The 17,290-nt window shown below is 62.6% G+C and carries 14 protein-coding genes; 6 read left to right on the top strand and 8 right to left on the bottom strand.

The features are described from left to right. Nucleotides 1-46 precede the first annotated feature (46 nt). The 3 genes from carB to ACWNZ3_RS14035 all read right to left on the bottom strand — a co-directional run bounded on the left by carB (nt 47) and on the right by ACWNZ3_RS14035 (nt 5,768). Nucleotides 47-3,529, bottom strand: coding sequence for a carbamoyl-phosphate synthase large subunit (gene carB, locus ACWNZ3_RS14045; protein WP_496900333.1), 3,483 nt, complete (start codon nt 3,527-3,529; stop codon nt 47-49). A gap of 184 nt (nt 3,530-3,713) precedes the next feature. Next, nucleotides 3,714-4,925 carry a class I SAM-dependent methyltransferase gene (locus tag ACWNZ3_RS14040; protein WP_496900332.1) on the bottom strand — a complete coding sequence of 404 codons (1,212 nt, stop codon included), beginning with the start codon at nt 4,923-4,925 and terminating at the stop codon, nt 3,714-3,716. Nucleotides 4,926-4,985: 60 nt separating this feature from the next. After that, entirely contained in the window at nt 4,986-5,768 is a 783-nt protein-coding gene (locus ACWNZ3_RS14035; protein ID WP_496900331.1) for an alpha/beta fold hydrolase, read from the bottom strand. 554 nt (nt 5,769-6,322) lie between these two features. Between ACWNZ3_RS14035 and ACWNZ3_RS14030 the strand changes: the two genes are divergently transcribed. Together ACWNZ3_RS14030 and ACWNZ3_RS14025 are read left to right on the top strand one after the other, a co-directional pair. Continuing rightward, complete coding sequence (locus ACWNZ3_RS14030; protein ID WP_496900330.1) at nt 6,323-6,697, top strand: hypothetical protein; 375 nt, start codon at nt 6,323-6,325, stop codon at nt 6,695-6,697. Between the two features lie 15 nt (nt 6,698-6,712). Further along, nucleotides 6,713-7,063, top strand: a complete 351-nt coding sequence (locus tag ACWNZ3_RS14025; RefSeq protein ID WP_496900329.1) for a VOC family protein — start codon at nt 6,713-6,715, stop codon at nt 7,061-7,063. Nucleotides 7,064-7,090: 27 nt separating this feature from the next. Here ACWNZ3_RS14025 and ACWNZ3_RS14020 read toward each other — a convergent pair whose 3' ends face one another. Continuing rightward, complete coding sequence (locus ACWNZ3_RS14020) at nt 7,091-7,486, bottom strand: (R)-mandelonitrile lyase (RefSeq protein WP_496900328.1); 396 nt, start codon at nt 7,484-7,486, stop codon at nt 7,091-7,093. Between the two features lie 262 nt (nt 7,487-7,748). Continuing rightward, nucleotides 7,749-9,026 (bottom strand): serine hydroxymethyltransferase, encoded by a 1,278-nt coding sequence (gene glyA / locus ACWNZ3_RS14015; RefSeq protein ID WP_114275125.1) that lies wholly within the window; start codon nt 9,024-9,026, stop codon nt 7,749-7,751. A gap of 189 nt (nt 9,027-9,215) precedes the next feature. On the opposite strand from glyA, the gene ACWNZ3_RS14010 reads away from it, so the two are divergent. Next, nucleotides 9,216-9,977 carry an NAD kinase gene (locus ACWNZ3_RS14010; protein WP_205388209.1) on the top strand — a complete coding sequence of 254 codons (762 nt, stop codon included), beginning with the start codon at nt 9,216-9,218 and terminating at the stop codon, nt 9,975-9,977. Between the two features lie 197 nt (nt 9,978-10,174). Then, nucleotides 10,175-10,372, top strand: a complete 198-nt coding sequence (locus ACWNZ3_RS14005; RefSeq protein ID WP_269361169.1) for a CsbD family protein — start codon at nt 10,175-10,177, stop codon at nt 10,370-10,372. A gap of 194 nt (nt 10,373-10,566) precedes the next feature. Here the strand turns inward: ACWNZ3_RS14005 and ACWNZ3_RS14000 are convergent, their stop codons facing one another. Together ACWNZ3_RS14000 and ACWNZ3_RS13995 are read right to left on the bottom strand one after the other, a co-directional pair. Further along, a complete protein-coding gene (locus ACWNZ3_RS14000; RefSeq protein WP_496900327.1) occupies nt 10,567-11,805 on the bottom strand; it encodes an adenylate/guanylate cyclase domain-containing protein in 1,239 nt (412 codons plus the stop codon). 20 nt (nt 11,806-11,825) lie between these two features. Beyond that, on the bottom strand, nt 11,826-13,718 hold the full coding sequence (locus ACWNZ3_RS13995; protein ID WP_496900326.1) for a propionyl-CoA synthetase: 1,893 nt from the start codon (nt 13,716-13,718) through the stop codon (nt 11,826-11,828). 221 nt (nt 13,719-13,939) lie between these two features. Between ACWNZ3_RS13995 and ACWNZ3_RS13990 the strand changes: the two genes are divergently transcribed. After that, nucleotides 13,940-14,707 carry a MipA/OmpV family protein gene (locus tag ACWNZ3_RS13990; RefSeq protein ID WP_496900325.1) on the top strand — a complete coding sequence of 256 codons (768 nt, stop codon included), beginning with the start codon at nt 13,940-13,942 and terminating at the stop codon, nt 14,705-14,707. Nucleotides 14,708-14,838: 131 nt separating this feature from the next. Next, entirely contained in the window at nt 14,839-14,949 is a 111-nt protein-coding gene (locus ACWNZ3_RS13985; RefSeq protein WP_114275121.1) for a malic enzyme, read from the top strand. Nucleotides 14,950-14,995: 46 nt separating this feature from the next. Here ACWNZ3_RS13985 and ACWNZ3_RS13980 read toward each other — a convergent pair whose 3' ends face one another. Next, the gene (locus tag ACWNZ3_RS13980) at nt 14,996-17,269 is read right to left on the bottom strand and encodes an NADP-dependent malic enzyme (RefSeq protein WP_274573833.1); all 2,274 of its coding nucleotides are present in this window, start codon (nt 17,267-17,269) and stop codon (nt 14,996-14,998) included. Nucleotides 17,270-17,290: the final 21 nt, after the last annotated feature.

The raw sequence follows: 17,290 nt of genomic DNA, 5'->3' as shown, positions 1-17,290 counted from the left end.
CAATCGCTCCACCGGAGCGATTGCCGGGCTTTGCCCGGACCGGCGCTCACCCCTGTAAACTCTTCACCCCGATCTCGTCCTCCGCCTGCGCCTTGATCGCCAGCGCCGCGGCATAGGCCCCCGCGGCGGTGGTGAAATAGGGGATCTTGTCGAACAATGCGATGCTGCGGATGCTCTTGCTGTCCTCGACCGCCTGCGTGCCCTCGGTGGTGTTCAGCACCAGATGCACAGACCCGTCCTTCATCATGTCGGTGACATCGGGGCGGCCTTCGTAGACCTTGTTGACGGTCTCGCAGGCGTGGCCGTGCTGCTTGAGCCAAGCGGCGGTGCCACGGGTGGCGACAATGCTGAACCCCTGCTCCAGCAGGATCCGCGCGGCGGAGAGCATGTCATCCGTCTTGTCCATGTCCTTGATCGAGATAAAGACGCAGCCCTCGCGTGGCATGACGTTCCCGGCACCCATCTGCGCCTTGAGGAAGGCGCGGGGGAAGTCGCGGTCCCAGCCCATGACTTCGCCGGTGGAACGCATCTCCGGCCCCAGAAGCGTGTCGACGCCGGGGAAGCGGGCAAAGGGCAGCACCGCCTCCTTGACCGAGAACCAGGGCATGTCCGGATCCGCCAGGGTCAAGGGATCGCCCAGCGGCAGGACGTCGGCATAGGCGGCCTGCTCGGGGTAGGGTGCGCGTTTGGGGAAGTTCGACAGCGGCTCGCCCGCCATGATTCGCGCGGCAATGGAGGCGATGGCCGAATCCGTCGCCTTGGCCACGAAGGGCACGGTGCGCGAGGCGCGCGGGTTGACCTCGATCAGATAGACCTCGCCATCCTTGACCGCGAACTGGATGTTCATCAAGCCGACCACGTTCAGCGCCAGCGCAAGGGCATGGGTCTGCTTGGTGACTTCCTCGATGATGGCGCGATCCAGCGAATAGGGCGGCAGCGAACAGGCGCTGTCGCCGGAATGCACGCCGGCCTCTTCAATATGCTGCATGATGCCCGCCACATGCACATCGGTGCCGTCGCAAAGCGCATCCACGTCCAGTTCGACCGCGCCGGACAGGTAATTGTCCAGCAAGACCGGGCTCTTGCCCGAGACAACAACCGCCTCGCGGATATAGCGCTCAAGGCTTTGCTGATCGCGCACGATCTCCATCGCGCGGCCACCCAGCACATAGGACGGGCGGATCACGAGGGGGAAGCCGATGTCGGCCGCGATTTCAAGCGCCTCGGCATCGGAATGGGCAATGCCGTTCTTGGGCTGTTTCAGGCCCAGCTTCTGCACCAGTTGCTGGAACCGCTCGCGGTCCTCGGCCAGGTCGATCATGTCGGGCGTGGTGCCCAGGATCGGGATACCGGCCTCTTGCAGGGCATTGGCAAGCTTCAGCGGGGTCTGGCCACCGAATTGCACGATCACACCATGCAGGGTGCCGTTCTCCTGCTCGACCCGCATGATCTCCATCACATGTTCGAAGGTGAGCGGTTCGAAATACAGCCGGTCGGAAGTGTCATAATCGGTGCTGACAGTCTCGGGATTGCAGTTGACCATGATAGTCTCATAACCCGCGTCCGTCAGCGCATAGCAGGCGTGACAGCAGCAATAGTCGAATTCGATCCCCTGGCCGATGCGGTTGGGGCCACCGCCGAGGATCACGACCTTCTTTTTATCGCTGGGGCGCGCCTCGCATTCGACGTCACCCATCATCGGGGCTTCATAGGTGGAATACATGTAGGGCGTTTGCGCCTCGAATTCCGCAGCACAGGTATCGATGCGCTTGAAGACGGCCTTCACACCAGAGTCGAGCCGGGCGCTACGGACTTCCGCCTCGCTCCGCCCCGACAGATGCGCCAGGCGGGCATCGGTGAACCCCATCATCTTGAGGTGCCGCAGCCCGTTCGCGTCCTGCGGCAACCCGCTTGCCCGGACCTCTTCTTCGGCTTCCACGATCTCGCGAATGCGGTCCAGGAACCAGGGGTCAAACATGGTGATGCCGTGGATGTCGTCGTTGGACATCCCATGACGCATGGCCTGCGCGATGATGCGCAACCGGTCCGGGGTCTGCTTGCTGAGGGATTTGATGAGCGCGGCCCGCTGGTCCGGTGCCAGATCCCCCTCACCCAACCCTCTCCCCCGAGGGGAGAGGGCTCCCGCTCCGCTAGCAGCGGAGTCTGCAGCCTCGGTCGAACCGCTCTCCGGGGAGCGCTGCTCCCTCTTCCCCATGGGGGAGAGGGCCGGGGTGAGGGGGGCGACGCCCGGGATGTCGATTTCGTCGAACCCGGTCAGGCCCGATTCCATCGATGCCAGCGCCTTTTGCATGCTTTCATGGATGGTGCGGCCAATGGACATTGCCTCGCCCACCGACTTCATCGCGGTGGTCAGGTTCGGTTCGGAGCCGGGGAATTTCTCGAATGCGAATTTCGGGATCTTGGTGACCACATAGTCGATGGTCGGCTCAAAGGAGGCGGGGGTCACGCCGGTGATGTCGTTGTCCAGCTCGTCCAGCGTGAAGCCGACCGCCAGTTTGGCGGCGATCTTGGCGATGGGAAAGCCGGTCGCCTTGGAGGCCAGCGCCGAGGAGCGCGACACGCGCGGGTTCATCTCGATCACCACCATGCGTCCGTCGACGGGGTTCACCGCCCATTGTACGTTGGACCCTCCCGTCTCCACGCCGATTTCGCGCAGCACCGCGATGGAGTGGTTGCGCATGATCTGGTATTCCTTGTCCGTCAGTGTCAGCGCAGGTGCAACAGTGATGGAATCGCCCGTGTGCACGCCCATCGGGTCCACGTTTTCGATCGAACAGACGATGATGGCATTGTCGGCGGTATCGCGCACCACCTCCATCTCGAATTCCTTCCAGCCCAGCAGCGACTCGTCGATCAGGATCTGGCCCATGGGCGAGGCGTCCATGCCGGAGCGGCAAAAGAATTCGTAGTCCTCGCGGTTGTAGGCCACGCCGCCGCCGGTGCCGCCCATGGTGAAGGCGGGGCGGATGATGGCGGGCAGGCCGATGTCTTCAAGCGCTTCGAGCGCGAGCTTGACCCCGGCGGCAAGGTCCTTCTTGCCCTTGGCATCCTTGGGCGCGGTGCAGATCGTGGCACGGGGGTTTTCGATCCCCAGACGGTCCATCGCCTCGCGGAATAATTTGCGATCTTCGGCCATTTCGATGGCTTCGCGCTTGGCACCGATCATCTCGACGCCGTATTCCTTCAGCACGCCCATTTCCTCAAGCGCCAGCGAGGTGTTCAGCCCGGTCTGCCCGCCCATGGTCGGCAGCAGCGCATCCGGGCGTTCCTTTGCGATGATCTTTGCGACGGTCTCGGGCGTGATGGGTTCGATGTAGGTCGCATCGGCGAGGCCCGGATCGGTCATGATGGTCGCCGGGTTGGAGTTCACGAGGATGACCCGGTAGCCTTCTTCCTTGAGTGCCTTGCAGGCCTGTGCGCCGGAGTAGTCGAACTCGCAGGCCTGTCCGATGACAATGGGGCCAGCACCAATGATCATGATTGATTTGATGTCGGTGCGCTTTGGCATGGCAGTGCCCCCTGATATGCAAATTCACTGCGTTATAGGCATGGCGTGATCGGGCGCAAGGCCGGATTGGGCGCGCGACCCCCGGGCAGGCGGGATATTTTTCGCCAAAAAGAAATGAAATGCCCCGGGGGACACTTTTGGGCGGCGAAACCTGCCGGTTCCGGTCCTTGCGGCTGACCGGTGCTCAGGCTGCGGGGGCAGGCCGGTACAGATAGTCACGGGTCAGCGGCACCGCATCGCGTTTGTGGGCAAGCTGTATCTGGTAGACGCCCTGCATCTGTTGTTCGAAGGCCGCGATGCAGATCGCGAAATAATAGCGGAACATGGTGATGAACCGGTCGTCATACATGTCGCGGATGGTGTCGATATTGGCTTCGAACCGCTTGCGCCAATGCCGCAGGGTATAGGCGTAGTGCAGCCGCAAGAACTCGATGTCGGCCTGCCACAATCCGCTGCGTTCCATCGGGCCGGCAAGTTCAGAGAGCGAGGGCACATAGCCGCCCGGAAAGATGTATTTGTTCAGCCAGGAGCTGTGCGGCATCGGTGGCGCGCTGCGTCCGATGGTGTGGATCAGGGCCACGCCATCGGGTTTCAGCAGTTCGGCCACCTTGGCGAAATAAGTGTCGTAATTCGGGACGCCCACATGTTCCAGCATGCCGACGCTGACAATCCGGTCGAAGGTTTCCGTCACATTGCGGTAATCCTGCAGGCGGAAGGTCACGCGGTCCTGCAGCCCTTCCGCCCGGGCACGGGCCCGGGCGGTGGCAAGCTGGTTTTCGGACAGGGTGATGCCCGTCACCTGCACGTCGAAATCGCGCGCCAGGGTCAGCGCCATGCCGCCCCAGCCGCATCCGATGTCCAGCACATGCTGACCGGGTGACAGGCACAGTTTGGCGGCGATATGTGCCTTCTTTGCTGCCTGTGCATCCTCCAGCGACATCCCGGGGTCGGTGAAATAGGCGCAGGAATATTGCATGTCCTGATCCAGGAACAGCCGGTAGAGGTCGTCGGAAATGTCGTAGTGATGCGCAACATTGGCGCGGGCGCGTTCCGGGGTGTTGCGCTGGATAAAGCGGCGGGTGTGAAAACGGGCGCTGTTCGCCGTCTTGATCCAGCCCGGCTGATCCCCGGCCGCGCGGTTCTGCAGGATGATGCGCAGGAAATCGTCCAGGGTCGTGTCGATCAGGACAATGGTGCCATTCATCAGGCCCTCACCCAAGGCCAGGTCGGGGTTTAGGCACAATTGGCGCAATGCGCGGGGGTCCCGGATGGCGACCTGGGCAATTTCGCCCTGCTCCGGCCCGTAGGTGGCTGTCGTACCGTCGGGGAATTCAGTTTTCAGCCGATCCTGCACCATCATGGTGCTGATCATCTTTTCATACAGAGACTTCCACATGACCTTTCCTCATGCTCTTCACCGCCAAAGGTTAACTTTTTGTCGCGAAAGGCAAGAGGGTCAAGTGGCCGGCGCGCTCTCCGAATCGAGAAAAGTGCGCAGCGCGGCCTCGAATTCGCGTGGCTTTTCAGCGTGCAGCCAGTGGCCCGCACCCGGCAGCCTGGCGAAACGCGCGGCCGGGAAATAGGATTTGATCCGGTCGCGGTGCCCGGCCTGGACGTAGTCGGATGCGCCACCCGACAGGAACAGGCAGCGCCCCCCGAAAGAGCCGCCAAGGTCCTCGGGCCAGCCGACGATCTTGGGCATTTCAGCCTCAAGCACGTCCAGGTTCAGACGCCAGGCCTTGTTCGGCACGTCCAGCGACTGGGTGAAGAAGCTTTGCAGCGCGGGTTCGACCCCGGCAGCGGCCAGTTGCGCCTCCGCCTCGGAGCGGCGGGTCAGCGTTGCAAGGTCCACCTGGCGCATGGCGTCGATGAACATCGACTGGGTGTGGGAATATGCGACCGGCGCAATGTCGGCGACGATCAGCGTTCGGATCAGTTCCGGGCGCAGCAGTGCCAGGGTCATCGCCGTCTTGCCGCCCATCGAATGGCCGCAGAGGTCAACGGGACCGCCGACCGCCTCGATCAGTTCGGCCAGATCCCCGGCCATGTCGCGATAGCTTTGCGTCGATGCGCGCGGGCTGGTGCCGTGGTTGCGCATGTCGGGGGTGATGACATGGCGGCTGCCAGCGAGCCGTTTGGCGATCACGCCCCAGTTGCGGCCCGATCCGAAAAGGCCGTGGGCGATGATCAGCGAAGGCCGGTTGCCGGATGCGGTGCCATATTCAAGATAGTTCAGCATGGCCAAGGGTTAGCGCCATTGCGCCGAATGCGCCAGTCGCTTTAGGGCCTGTGGGTACTCATCTTCGCCCACCCGCGCGAGACGGATTTTGCCGCTGGCGCCCTGATGTGAGCGCAGCAATGTGATCATTGGAAGCGAACATCCGGGATGGCAGAGGCAAAATCCGCCGCGCCCCGAAGGGGTTTCGCCAAAATTGCCCATTTCTGCGCAAAGAGAGCTTGAAATAACTGGCTATTCCTGCGCTCTCTTACCTGGAACTGAGCAATTTTGGACTGAAACGGGTGGGCGAAGATGAGTGTCCACAGGCCCTAGTATGGCGGAAACGAAATGCGCATCATTTCCCACTGCCCCCGGATCGCTTGCGATCCGGTTCGCACCCGACCCCGCCCCCCAGGGCGGGTGCGAAACTCCAACCTCGCAAGATGCTGCGAACTATGGAAAAAGTGAAAATGTCTCACCAAATGGAGGGCCGCCCTCGGGGTCGGGTGCGAACCTGCCGTTGAGAGCTGCATTCAATGAACCGAGCTTTGAGTCCGGGTGACTAGATGTAGGCAATGTTGACCGAGAAAGACATCAACGCAAAGTCCCAGGCCCTGCTGCGGCTGCTCCAGGCCAAGCTGGGGGTCCGCGGGCGCGACCTGGAACAGGCGCTGCGCCGTGCAGGCCGCCGCCTGCCGCGCCGGGTGCGGGGGCAGGCCGCGCGTCTGGTTGCGGCCCAGAAGGTGGCAGGCCATCCGAAACTGGCGCGGCAGCTGGACCCGCGTGAATTTTCCCAGGCCTATGCGGATGTCAGCGCGCATCTGGCAGCGATAGATGTGGCCGACAGACGCAAGGGGCGTCTGATCGGCCTTGCCGCTGTTGTGGCCGCGAACCTGTTGATCGTGATCACGGCCTTCCTGTTCTGGCTGTCGTGGCGCGGCTATCTTTGAACAAGGAAAATTTCGATGACAGTGACACGTATCGTCTGCAATTTCGCCAGTGCCGATGTGCCAGGACTGGCGGCTTTCTACAGCGAGCTGCTGAACCTGAACATCCTGATGGACCAGGGCTGGATCATCACGCTGGGCTCCGGTGAACTGGGGCCGGTCCAGATGAGCATCGCCGCGCAGGGTGGGGCCGGTGCGCCGGTGCCGGACATCTCGGTCGAGGTCGAGAACGTGGACGAGGTTCATGACCGCGCCCGTGCGATGGGGGCAACGATCACCTATCCGATCACCGACGAATGCTGGGGCGTGCGGCGGTTCTTTGTTGCCGATCCGATGGGGCGCGAGATCAACATCCTGTCGCATTTCTAGCGCCAGCAGGGGCCAACGGTCCCGCGTTCAGGAGCCGTATTGCGCATCCGTGACAGGTTCAAGCCAGTCTGCGGTTGTGCCCTCCAGCGCCTCCTGCAGGGCGATATGGGTCATTGCGCAATCGGGGGCTGCCCCGTGCCAGTGTTTCTCGCCGGGGGCGAACCACACGACATCGCCGGGGGCGAGCCGGACGATTTCTTCGCCTTCTTTTTGCGCGCGGCCCGCGCCGGCCGTCACGATCAGGGTCTGGCCCAGTGGATGGGTATGCCAATTGGTACGCGCGCCGGGCTCGAATGTCACGGCGAGGCCATTGAGACGCGCCGGGGCAGGGGCGCTGATCAGCGGGTCCATTCGGACAGTACCGGTGAAATACTCGGGATTGGGTCTGCTCGAAGGGCGCGAGCCCGCGCGGTGAATGATCATCTGTTGTCTCCACATGAAATGCTGGGCGAGACGATCACCTTAAGGCGGTGCGGGCAAAAGATACAACGCGCCGCGTCATTCCGGACAGGCAGAAGCAACTGGCCTCGCTTCCTAAGGCTTCAGATATTCGGATCATCCGGGAGTTGCGGGTGCAGAAACCTGCGGCTCCGGGGGCTGTATTGTCAGCGGTGGGACCCCCCACGGTCCGCCGCTGTGCCGCGGGCCGTGGGGGTGCAGGTGGGCCGCTGGCCCACCTTCGTCTTTACAGGTTGGGGTACATCGGGAACTTCGCGCAAAGGGCTTCGACCTCGGCCTTGACCTTGGCTTCGACCTCGGCGTTGCCCTCCTCGCCATTCTCGGCAAGCCCATCAACAACCTCGATGATCCAGTCCGCGATCTGACGGAACTCGGCCTCTCCGAAACCGCGGGTGGTCCCGGCGGGGGAGCCGAGGCGGATGCCGCTGGTCACAGTCGGTTTTTCCGGGTCGAAGGGAACACCGTTCTTGTTGCAGGTGATATGCGCGCGGCCCAGGGCCTTTTCGGTGGCATTGCCCTTCACGCCCTTGGGGCGCAGGTCGACCAGAACCACATGGGTGTCGGTGCCATGGGTGACCGTGTCCAGCCCGCCCTTGATCAGCTGATCGCTCAGCGCCTGGGCGTTCTTCACGACCTGCTGGATATAGGTCTTGAACTCCGGGCGCAGCGCCTCACCAAAGGCGACGGCCTTGCCGGCGATCACATGCATCAGCGGGCCGCCCTGGATGCCGGGGAAGATGGCGGAGTTGAACTTTTTCGCCAGCGCCTCGTCATTGGTCAGGATCATGCCGCCGCGCGGCCCGCGCAGGGTCTTGTGGGTGGTGGTGGTGGCCACATGGGCATGGGGGAAGGGCGAGGGATGTTCGCCAGCGGCTACGAGACCGGCAAAATGCGCCATATCCACATGCAGGTAGGCACCGACGGAATCGGCAATCTCGCGCATCCGGGCAAAGTCGATCTGGCGCGGGATGGCGGAACCACCTGCGATGATCATCTTGGGCTGATGCTCGGTCGCCAGTTCCTGCACCTGGTCGTAGTCCAGCAGGTTGTCCTGCTTGCGCACGCCGTACTGGATGGCGTTGAACCATTTGCCGGACTGGTTCGGCGCGGCCCCATGGGTCAGGTGGCCGCCAGCGTCCAGCGACATGCCCAGGATCGTGTCACCCGGCTGCAGCAGTGCCTGGAAAACCCCCTGATTCGCCTGGGAGCCGGAGTTCGGCTGGACGTTGGCAAAACCGCAGTCAAACAGCTTGCAAGCCCGTTCGATGGCCAGATTCTCGGCCACATCGACCCATTCGCAGCCACCGTAATAGCGCCGGCCCGGATAGCCTTCGGCGTATTTGTTGGTCATCACGGAGCCCTGCGCTTCGAGCACAGCGGCAGAGACAATGTTCTCCGACGCGATCAATTCGATCTCGTGGCGCTGGCGGCCGAGCTCGCCGGTGATGGAGGCCAGAAGTTCGGGGTCTGTCTGGGCCAGCGAGGCGGTGAAGAAATCTTTCATGCGAGGGCTCCTTTGAGGCCGGAAATTTCGTCGTTTCGTAGCGGAAAGGACGCTGGTCTGAAAGGCTGTAAAACGACGCAAATGCCAATATGCGCGGCAGCACTGGCAGCGATTGGCAATATGTGCTTGGTTCGGGGGAATACGGGCAGCATCGGAAACCTTCGCCATGATCTTTGAGATGTCTCGGACATGTCCATGAAAATCTCGTTTGTGGCCAGCCGCGCCGAGGTTGCGCAGACCGCCAAGGCTGTCCTGACGGGGCGCTACGGCAATGTCGCGTCGGAGGAGGCGGAGATTATCGTGGCGCTGGGCGGCGACGGATTCATGCTGGCCACCCTGCATGAGACCCAGGCGCTGGATCTGCCGGTCTACGGGATGAATCGCGGGACCATCGGCTTTCTGATGAACGAATACAGTGAAAGCGACCTGATCGAGCGGCTGCGCGCGGCGGAAACCGCCGTGATCAACCCGCTTGTCATGCAGGCCACCCAGATCAACGGAAACATGGCCACGGCGCTGGCCATCAACGAAGTCTCCCTGCTGCGGGCGGGGCCACAGGCGGCAAAACTGCAGATCTCGGTGGATGGGCGGCTGCGGATGCATGAACTGGTCTGTGATGGTGCTCTGGTCGCGACGCCTGCCGGCTCCACCGCGTATAATTATTCCGCCCACGGGCCGATTCTGCCGATCGGGTCGGATGTTCTGGCACTGACGGCGATGGCGGCCTTCCGGCCCCGGCGCTGGCGCGGCGCGCTGTTGCCGAAAGCGGCCAAGGTGCGGTTTGACGTGCTGGAACCGGAAAAGCGGCCGGTGATGGCCGATGCGGATGGCACGTCCTACCGCGATGTCGTGACCGTCGAGATTGCCTCGGAACCTTCCGTCAAACATACGATCCTTTTCGATCCGGGGCACGGATTGGAAGAACGGCTGATTTCGGAACAATTCACCTGAAGCACGGCATCAGGGTCATACCTTCTCCCGGCACACAGGGTTCTGCGCGGGCGCGAAAATTCGCTTATCTGCTGGACGCCAGGCAGGCGGCAACCCGGATTTCCGGGAACAAAGACAGGCGGGGTCGCGTTGCTTCAATGAACCCGCAGGGCACAGGAGGTGCCAAAGCGGAAAGAAGCAATCAAAGGAGAGCAGACATGAATTGGGACCAGATCAAAGGCAATTGGAAACAGATGACCGGCTCGATCAAATCCGAATGGGGCGAACTCACCGACGATGAGGTGACAGAGGCCGAAGGCGACCGCGAAAAGCTGGTTGGCAAGATTCAGGAGCGCTATGGCGTGGCCAAGGAAGAGGCCGAGCGTCAGGTGAATGAATTCGCCGCGCGGGTCTGAGACAGGCCAACAAAGATTGTACAAGGGCGGTCCAAGCGGCCGCCCTTTGCATGTCGTGGTCCCTGTGCTCCCGGGTGTCTTAATCCGGTGCGCCCTGTAGCGTTTCCAGTTTATGTTGTATCGCCAATACCCTGCCGCGCCTTCGGCGCTCTCGGGACATTGGCGATGTTTCGCTTCAACGAAAACTGAAAACTTTAATCAAGCGTGAACAATTCCTGCCGCTCGGTGACGCCCCGCAGCCGGTATTGGCCCAGGGACACCAGCTCTGGCCGGGTCTCCCTAATCGGTTTTGCCACGGCGGAAGAGATGACAATCGTCTGATCCAGCGGGCCGGTCATGCCCAGGATACGCGCGGTGGTATTCACCGCCGGTCCGATCACCGTGAAATCCAGCCGTGTCTTGCCCCCGATATTGCCATAAAGAACGTCTCCCGCATGCAGGGCGAGGGTGAAGCCGGTTGTCGTCAGGCCGTTCCTTGCGCGTTCTTCGTTCAGCCTGGCAAAAGCCGCGCGCAGCTCAAGGGCGGCATCAAGTGCCACGTGCCGCGCATTAGGGACCTCAACCAGATCGAAAATCGCCAGCATCCCGTCGCCCATGAATTTCAGCACATTGCCGCCATTGCGTTCGACCACCTCGACCGCGAGCGCGAAGTAATCGTTCAGAAGATCAATGATGGCGGTGCCCGGCAGGGTTTCGGACATCTTGGTGAAGCCTTGCAGATCGAAATACCAGATCACCGCCGAAATCGTTTCGGAGGATCCGCGGGTGATGGCACCCGACAGCACCCGCGCGCTGGCGTCGCGCCCAAGGTAGGCGGCGGTGATATCTTCGGCCATCAGACGGTTGGCACCGCTTTTCAGCGTCAGGCACAGGGCGGGCAGCAGGTTTCGGACCGCATCCAGCTGCGCCGTGGTGAACCCGCCGGGGGCATCGGTGGTCATGGATATGGTCATGCCCTCTTCGCCCGCGTTGCGGGGATTGACCGGAGAGTCATGGTCAGCCCTGAGGAAAAAGCGCTTGGCGGCGTAATATTCCGTCCCGCCGCGCGCCCTCAACTCGTCGAAGATCGGAAAATTCATCGCCGGTTCAGGGTCCGTCAGTTTCTGCCGCAGTTCGGAAATATCGTGGGTCAGCAGGTAGTATAACGGGCTTTGCAGGTATTCGTCGGGTGTGGTGGCGGAGCGTTGGTAGTCAAAGCGTTCATAGGTCCCGCTCCGGAACCAGCGAAAAGCCACAGCGCCGATTTCCGGATGATGCGCCCGAAGCGAAAGGTTGACCCGTTGCAGGGGGATACCTGCCGCGACCAGTTTCTCGCAGCAGGCTTCGAGCCAGGTCTCGACAGGTGTGTTTTCCAGACCCTGCCGGATCAGCCAATTGGTCAGATCCGACAGCGCTGCCGCGAATTCAAAATCGGTGGCTCTAGATGTTTCCAAGGTGATCCTCCGAAGATTACCTATCCCTGAGCATAGCCTATAGTTTGCAGCGCTGTCCGGATTTCGTCCAGAATTGCCGGATCGTCGATGGTCGCGGGCATTTTGAAATCCTGATTGTCGGCGATCTTGACCATGGTGGCGCGCAGGATCTTGCCCGACCGGGTCTTTGGCAGGCGGTCCACCACAAGCGCCTGTTTGAAGGCGGCCACCGGGCCGATCTGATCGCGAATGCGTTTCACGCATTCGGCCGCGATCTCGGCGTGGGGTCGGTTCACGCCCTTGGACAGGCAGACAAAGCCGATCGGTGCCTGCCCCTTGAGCGCGTCGCCAACGCCGACCACGGCGCATTCGGCCACATCCGGATGTCCGGCAAGAACCTCTTCCATGGCGCCGGTGGACAGGCGGTGCCCCGCGACGTTGATCACGTCATCGGTGCGCGCCATGATGTAAAGGTATCCGTCCTCGTCCATCATGCCTGCATCGCCGGTTTCATAATAGCCGGGGAAGGTGGTCATATAGCTTTTGCGGAACCGGTCTTCGGCATTCCACAGGGTCGGCAGGGTGCCGGGGGGCAGGGGCAGCCTGATGGCGATGGCCCCCAGCGCGCCGGGTTTCTGCGGCTGGCCTGCCTCATCCAGGATCTGCACGTCGTAACCGGGCATCGGCACCGTCGGCGATCCGATCTTGACCGGCAGCGCCTCCAGCCCGGCGGGGTTGCCCGCGATGGTATAGCCGGTTTCGGTTTGCCACCAATGGTCATAGACCGGCTTGCCCAGTTTCTCCTGCGCCCAGATGATCGTGTCGGGGTCGGCCCGCTCCCCCGCGAGGTAGAGCGCGCGCAGGCAGGACAGGTCGTATTTCCGGATGAAGTCGCCCTCGGGGTCCTCGCGCCTGACGGCGCGGATCGCGGTGGGGGCGGTAAAGAAGGAGCGCACGTTATGCTCCGCGATGATGCGCCAGAAGGTGCCTGCATCCGGCGTGCCGATGGGTTTGCCTTCGAAGACCACGGTTGTGTTGCCGTGCACCAGCGGACCATAGCAGATATAGCTGTGGCCCACGACCCAGCCCACATCGGATGCGGCCCAGAACACATCGCCGGGATCGACGTTGTAGATGTTCTTCATCGTCCAGTTCAGCGCGACCAGATGGCCCGCGGTATGGCGCACGACGCCCTTGGGCGCGCCGGTGGTGCCGGAGGTATAAAGGATATAGGCCGGATGGTTGCCCGCCACCGGCACGCAACCGGCAGGGGTGGCCGCGTCACAGACCTCCGCCCAGTCCAGATCGCGGCCCGGGGTCAGATCGCAAAGGTGCTGTTCGCGCTGCAGGATCAGGCAGACCTCGGGCTTGTGCCGGGCCATCTCGATGGCGCCGTCCAGCAGGGGTTTGTATGCGACGACGCGCCCCGGCTCCAGTCCGCAGGAGGCAGCGAGAATCGCCTTGGGCGTGCAATCGTCGATGCGCACCGCCAGTTCGTTGGCGGCAAACCCGCCAAAGACCACCGAATGCACCGCACCGATACGCGCACAGGCCAGCATGGCGTCCAGCGCTTCGGGCACCATGGGCATATAGATGATCACCCGATCACCCTTGGTCACGCCCTGCGCCTGCAGCGCCCCGGCAAGCTTGGCCACACGGGTCTGCAATTCGGCGAAGGTGATCTTTTGCTTGGTCCCGGTGATCGGGCTGTCATGGATAATGGCGAGCTGATCCGCGCGGCCGTTTTCCACATGGCGGTCCACGGCGTTGTAACAGCCGTTGACCTGCGCATCGGCGTACCATTCGTACATGTCGGCGCCGCGGTCAAAGAGCGCCTTCTTCGGTGGTTCCACCCAGTCAATGGCCGTGGCGGCGTCAAGCCAGAAACTTTCCGGGTCCTGTTTCCAGGCCTCGTAGAGTGCGTGGTAGCCCATGTCTTCGTCCTCCCCGTTTGCAATTGGTTACGCGAGGGCAGGCCGCCCGAACAAGGGCCTTCGGCCCCGATGCGCCAGAAATGCAAAGAAATTTTCCGTATCTGTCCCGATGCCGCGCATGAGTTTACACCTATGTGACCGGATTGCGGCTGTTCTTTCCCGGCCCGCGTGCTAGGTCGGAGCAAGAGTAAATATTGCTTCCATTGACGGAGATGATTTTCATGCGCGCATCGACGCTTGCCTTCGGCCTTGCGGCCGCCACCCTGACGGCCATGCCCGCAACGGCACAGGAACGATCCTTCAACTTCGCCCTGCGCGGCGGGGTTTCGGCGGCACCCTCCTATCCCGGTGCGGATGATTTTACAATCGGGCCCGACATCGGTTTCACCTTTGGCGCGTTGACATGGGGCCCGGTGAATACGGGCAACGGCGCGCGCGCCATTCCGGACAACGGCTTTGCCCTGCGCGGCGCGTTCAAATACGTCGGCTCGCGCGATGTGGCGGACAACCCCGAGCTGGCCGGTCTGGGCGACATTGACGCCGCGGTTGAACTGGGCCTGGGCCTGATCTACCGCGAAACCAACTGGCAGGTCTTTGGCGAGGTCCGTCACGGCTTTGGCGGGCACCATGGTGTCACCGGCGCATTGGGCGGCGATCTGATCTTTCGCCCGAATGAGCGCCTGACCATCATGGCGGGGCCGCGCGTCAACTTCGGCAACACCGAATATGCCCAGACCTATTTCGGGGTGACCCCGGCCCAGTCGGGGGCATCCGCCTTTGCACCCTTCGCCGCAGAGGGCGGTGTGCTGGGCGCCGGTGTCACGGTCGAGGCGATCTATGCGCTGGATGACCGCTGGGCGCTGGAGGGGGCCCTGGCCTATGAACGGTTGCAGAATTCTGCCGCCGACAGCCCGATCACGGCAGCAGGTTCAGACGATCAATGGACCCTGCGTTTCGGGGTCAGCCGGGTCTTTGACTGGCGGTTCTGAGCCACCCTGAAAATTGATGTCGCAAATATGCCGGGCTGTCGAATATGCGACAGCCCGGCATTTTGCTTTGGACAAAGTGACCATCAGGGTCGGCATCCCGCCGGACCCGCGTCATGACAAGGTTCACGACAATGGGTGACAAGATCGCCAACAAGAAGAAGAAATCCCTCAAAGCTGCCAAACCGGCACCAAAGGCCGCCGCGACCGTGGCAGATATCAAACCCGCCGCACCCCGCAAGTAAGGCGGATCAGGGCCGCCCCGGCGCAGGCCGGAGCGGCCCGCAGGCCTTATCCGTAATGCGTGACCGGCGTGCCGGCGATGGCCCCCACGTTCAGCAATCCGCGCGGGGTGATCGAGGGCGACACGATATGTGCACGGTTGCCCATGCCCATCAGGATCGGCCCCACTTCCAGCCCGCCGCCCTTCATTTTCAGGATGTTGCGCACGCCTGACGCCGCATCCGCATGGGCAAAGATCAGCACGTTTGCCGCCCCGCTCATCCGGTTTCCGGGCAACAACCGTTCACGCAGCGCCGGATCCAGCGCCGTGTCGATGTTCATCTCGCCTTCATAGCAGAAATCGTCGCCTGCCGCGTCCAGTATCCCGATGGCGGCGCGCAGGCGTCCCCCGGTGCCGTCACCCTGATTGCCGAACTGCGATTGCGAGCAGAAGGCGATCTTGGGTTCGATCCCGAAACGGCGCACATGCCGTGCCGCACCGCGCGCCACCTCGACGATCTGTTCGGGGCTGGGGTGCAGGTGGACATGGGTGTCGGCGATGAACAGCGGCCCATCCTCAAGGATCATCATGCTGAGCGCCCCATGCGGGCGCAAACCGTCGCGGCCCAGCACCTGTTCGACATAGTTCAGATGCCAGCGGAATTCCCCGAAGGTGCCGCAGATCAGGCTGTCGGCCTCGCCCCGATGCACCATGACCGCGCCGATGGCGGTGGTATTGGTGCGCATGATGGCCTTGGCGATGTCGGGCGACACGCCGCGCCGCGCCATCAGGTGATGATAGGTTTCCCAATAGTCACGATAGCGCGGATCGTTCTCCGGGTTCACCAGATCGAAGTTCTCGCCCAGACGCAGGTTCAGCCCCGCCTGTTCGATGCGCTTTTCGATGACCTCGGGACGGCCGATCAGAATCGGCGTTTCCACCGTTTCCTCGATGATCGCCTGCGCCGCGCGCAGCACCCGCTCGTCCTCGCCCTCGGCAAAGACCAGCCGGCGCGGAGAGGCGCGGGCGGCCTCGAACACAGGGCGCATCACAAGGGCGGATTTGAACACCGACCCGTCCAGCTTGCGCTTGTAGGCCTCCAGATCCTCGATCGGCCGCGCCGCGACGCCGGTTTCCATCGCCGCCCGCGCCACGGCAGAGGAGACAACGCCGATCAGGCGCGGGTCAAAGGGTTTGGGGATCAGGTATTCCGGCCCGAAGGTCATCTGCTCGCCCTGATAGGCGGCAGCGGCTTCGGCGCTGGTGGTGGCGCGGGCAAGGGCGGCAATCCCGTCGATACAGGCAAGCTGCATCGCGTCGTTGATGGTGCTGGCGCCCACATCCAGCGCGCCCCGGAAAATGAAGGGGAAACAGAGCACGTTGTTGACCTGATTGGGAAAATCAGACCGGCCTGTGGCAATGATCGCATCCGGCGCCACCGCGCGCGCGACTTCGGGCAGGATCTCCGGTGTCGGGTTGGCCAGCGCAAAGATGATCGGCCGGCTGGCCATCTTGGCCACCATCTCCGGCGACAGCACACCGGGGCCGGACAGGCCCAGGAACATGTCGGCATCGGGGATCACGTCATCCAGCGTGCGCAGCTTGGTGTCCTGCGCGAATTCGGATTTGATCGGGTTCATGTCCTCCTCACGGCCCTTGTAGACCACGCCGTGAATGTCGCAGAGCCAGACGTTTTCGCGCTTCACCCCCAGTTTCAGCAACATGTTGAGACAGGCAATGCCAGCCGCCCCGCCGCCGGTGGAAACGATCTTGATGTCTTCGAATTTCTTGCCCGCGACATGCAGCGCATTCTTTGCCGCCGCGCCGACCACGATGGCCGTGCCATGCTGGTCGTCGTGAAAGACGGGGATGTTCATCCGCTCGCGGCAAATTCGTTCAACGGTAAAGCAATCCGGTGCCTTGATGTCCTCAAGGTTGATCGCCCCAAAGGACGGTTCCAGCGCGCAGACGATATCGGCCAGCTTTTCAGGGTCGCTCTGATCCAGTTCGATGTCGAAACAGTCGATGTTGGCGAACTTCTTGAACAGGACCGCCTTGCCCTCCATCACCGGTTTCGACGCCAGCGCACCGATATTGCCCAATCCCAGTACCGCCGTCCCGTTGGTGACAACGGCCACCAGGTTGGCGCGCGCGGTATAGAGCGCTGCGGTTGAGGGGTCGGCCTTGATTTCAAGGCATGCCTCGGCCACCCCGGGAGAATAGGCGCGCGACAGATCGCGCCCGTTCGCCAGCGGCTTGGTTGCCCTGATCTCAAGCTTTCCGGGCTTTGGAAGGGCATGATAGTCAAGCGCGGCTTGTCGCTGGTTGGAGGTGTCGGACATGCGCTGGTGCTCCTGTTGAGA

The organism is Sulfitobacter sp. IGS-18, assembly GCF_059628195.1.
This window is presented reverse-complemented; position numbering and strand designations above follow the sequence as displayed.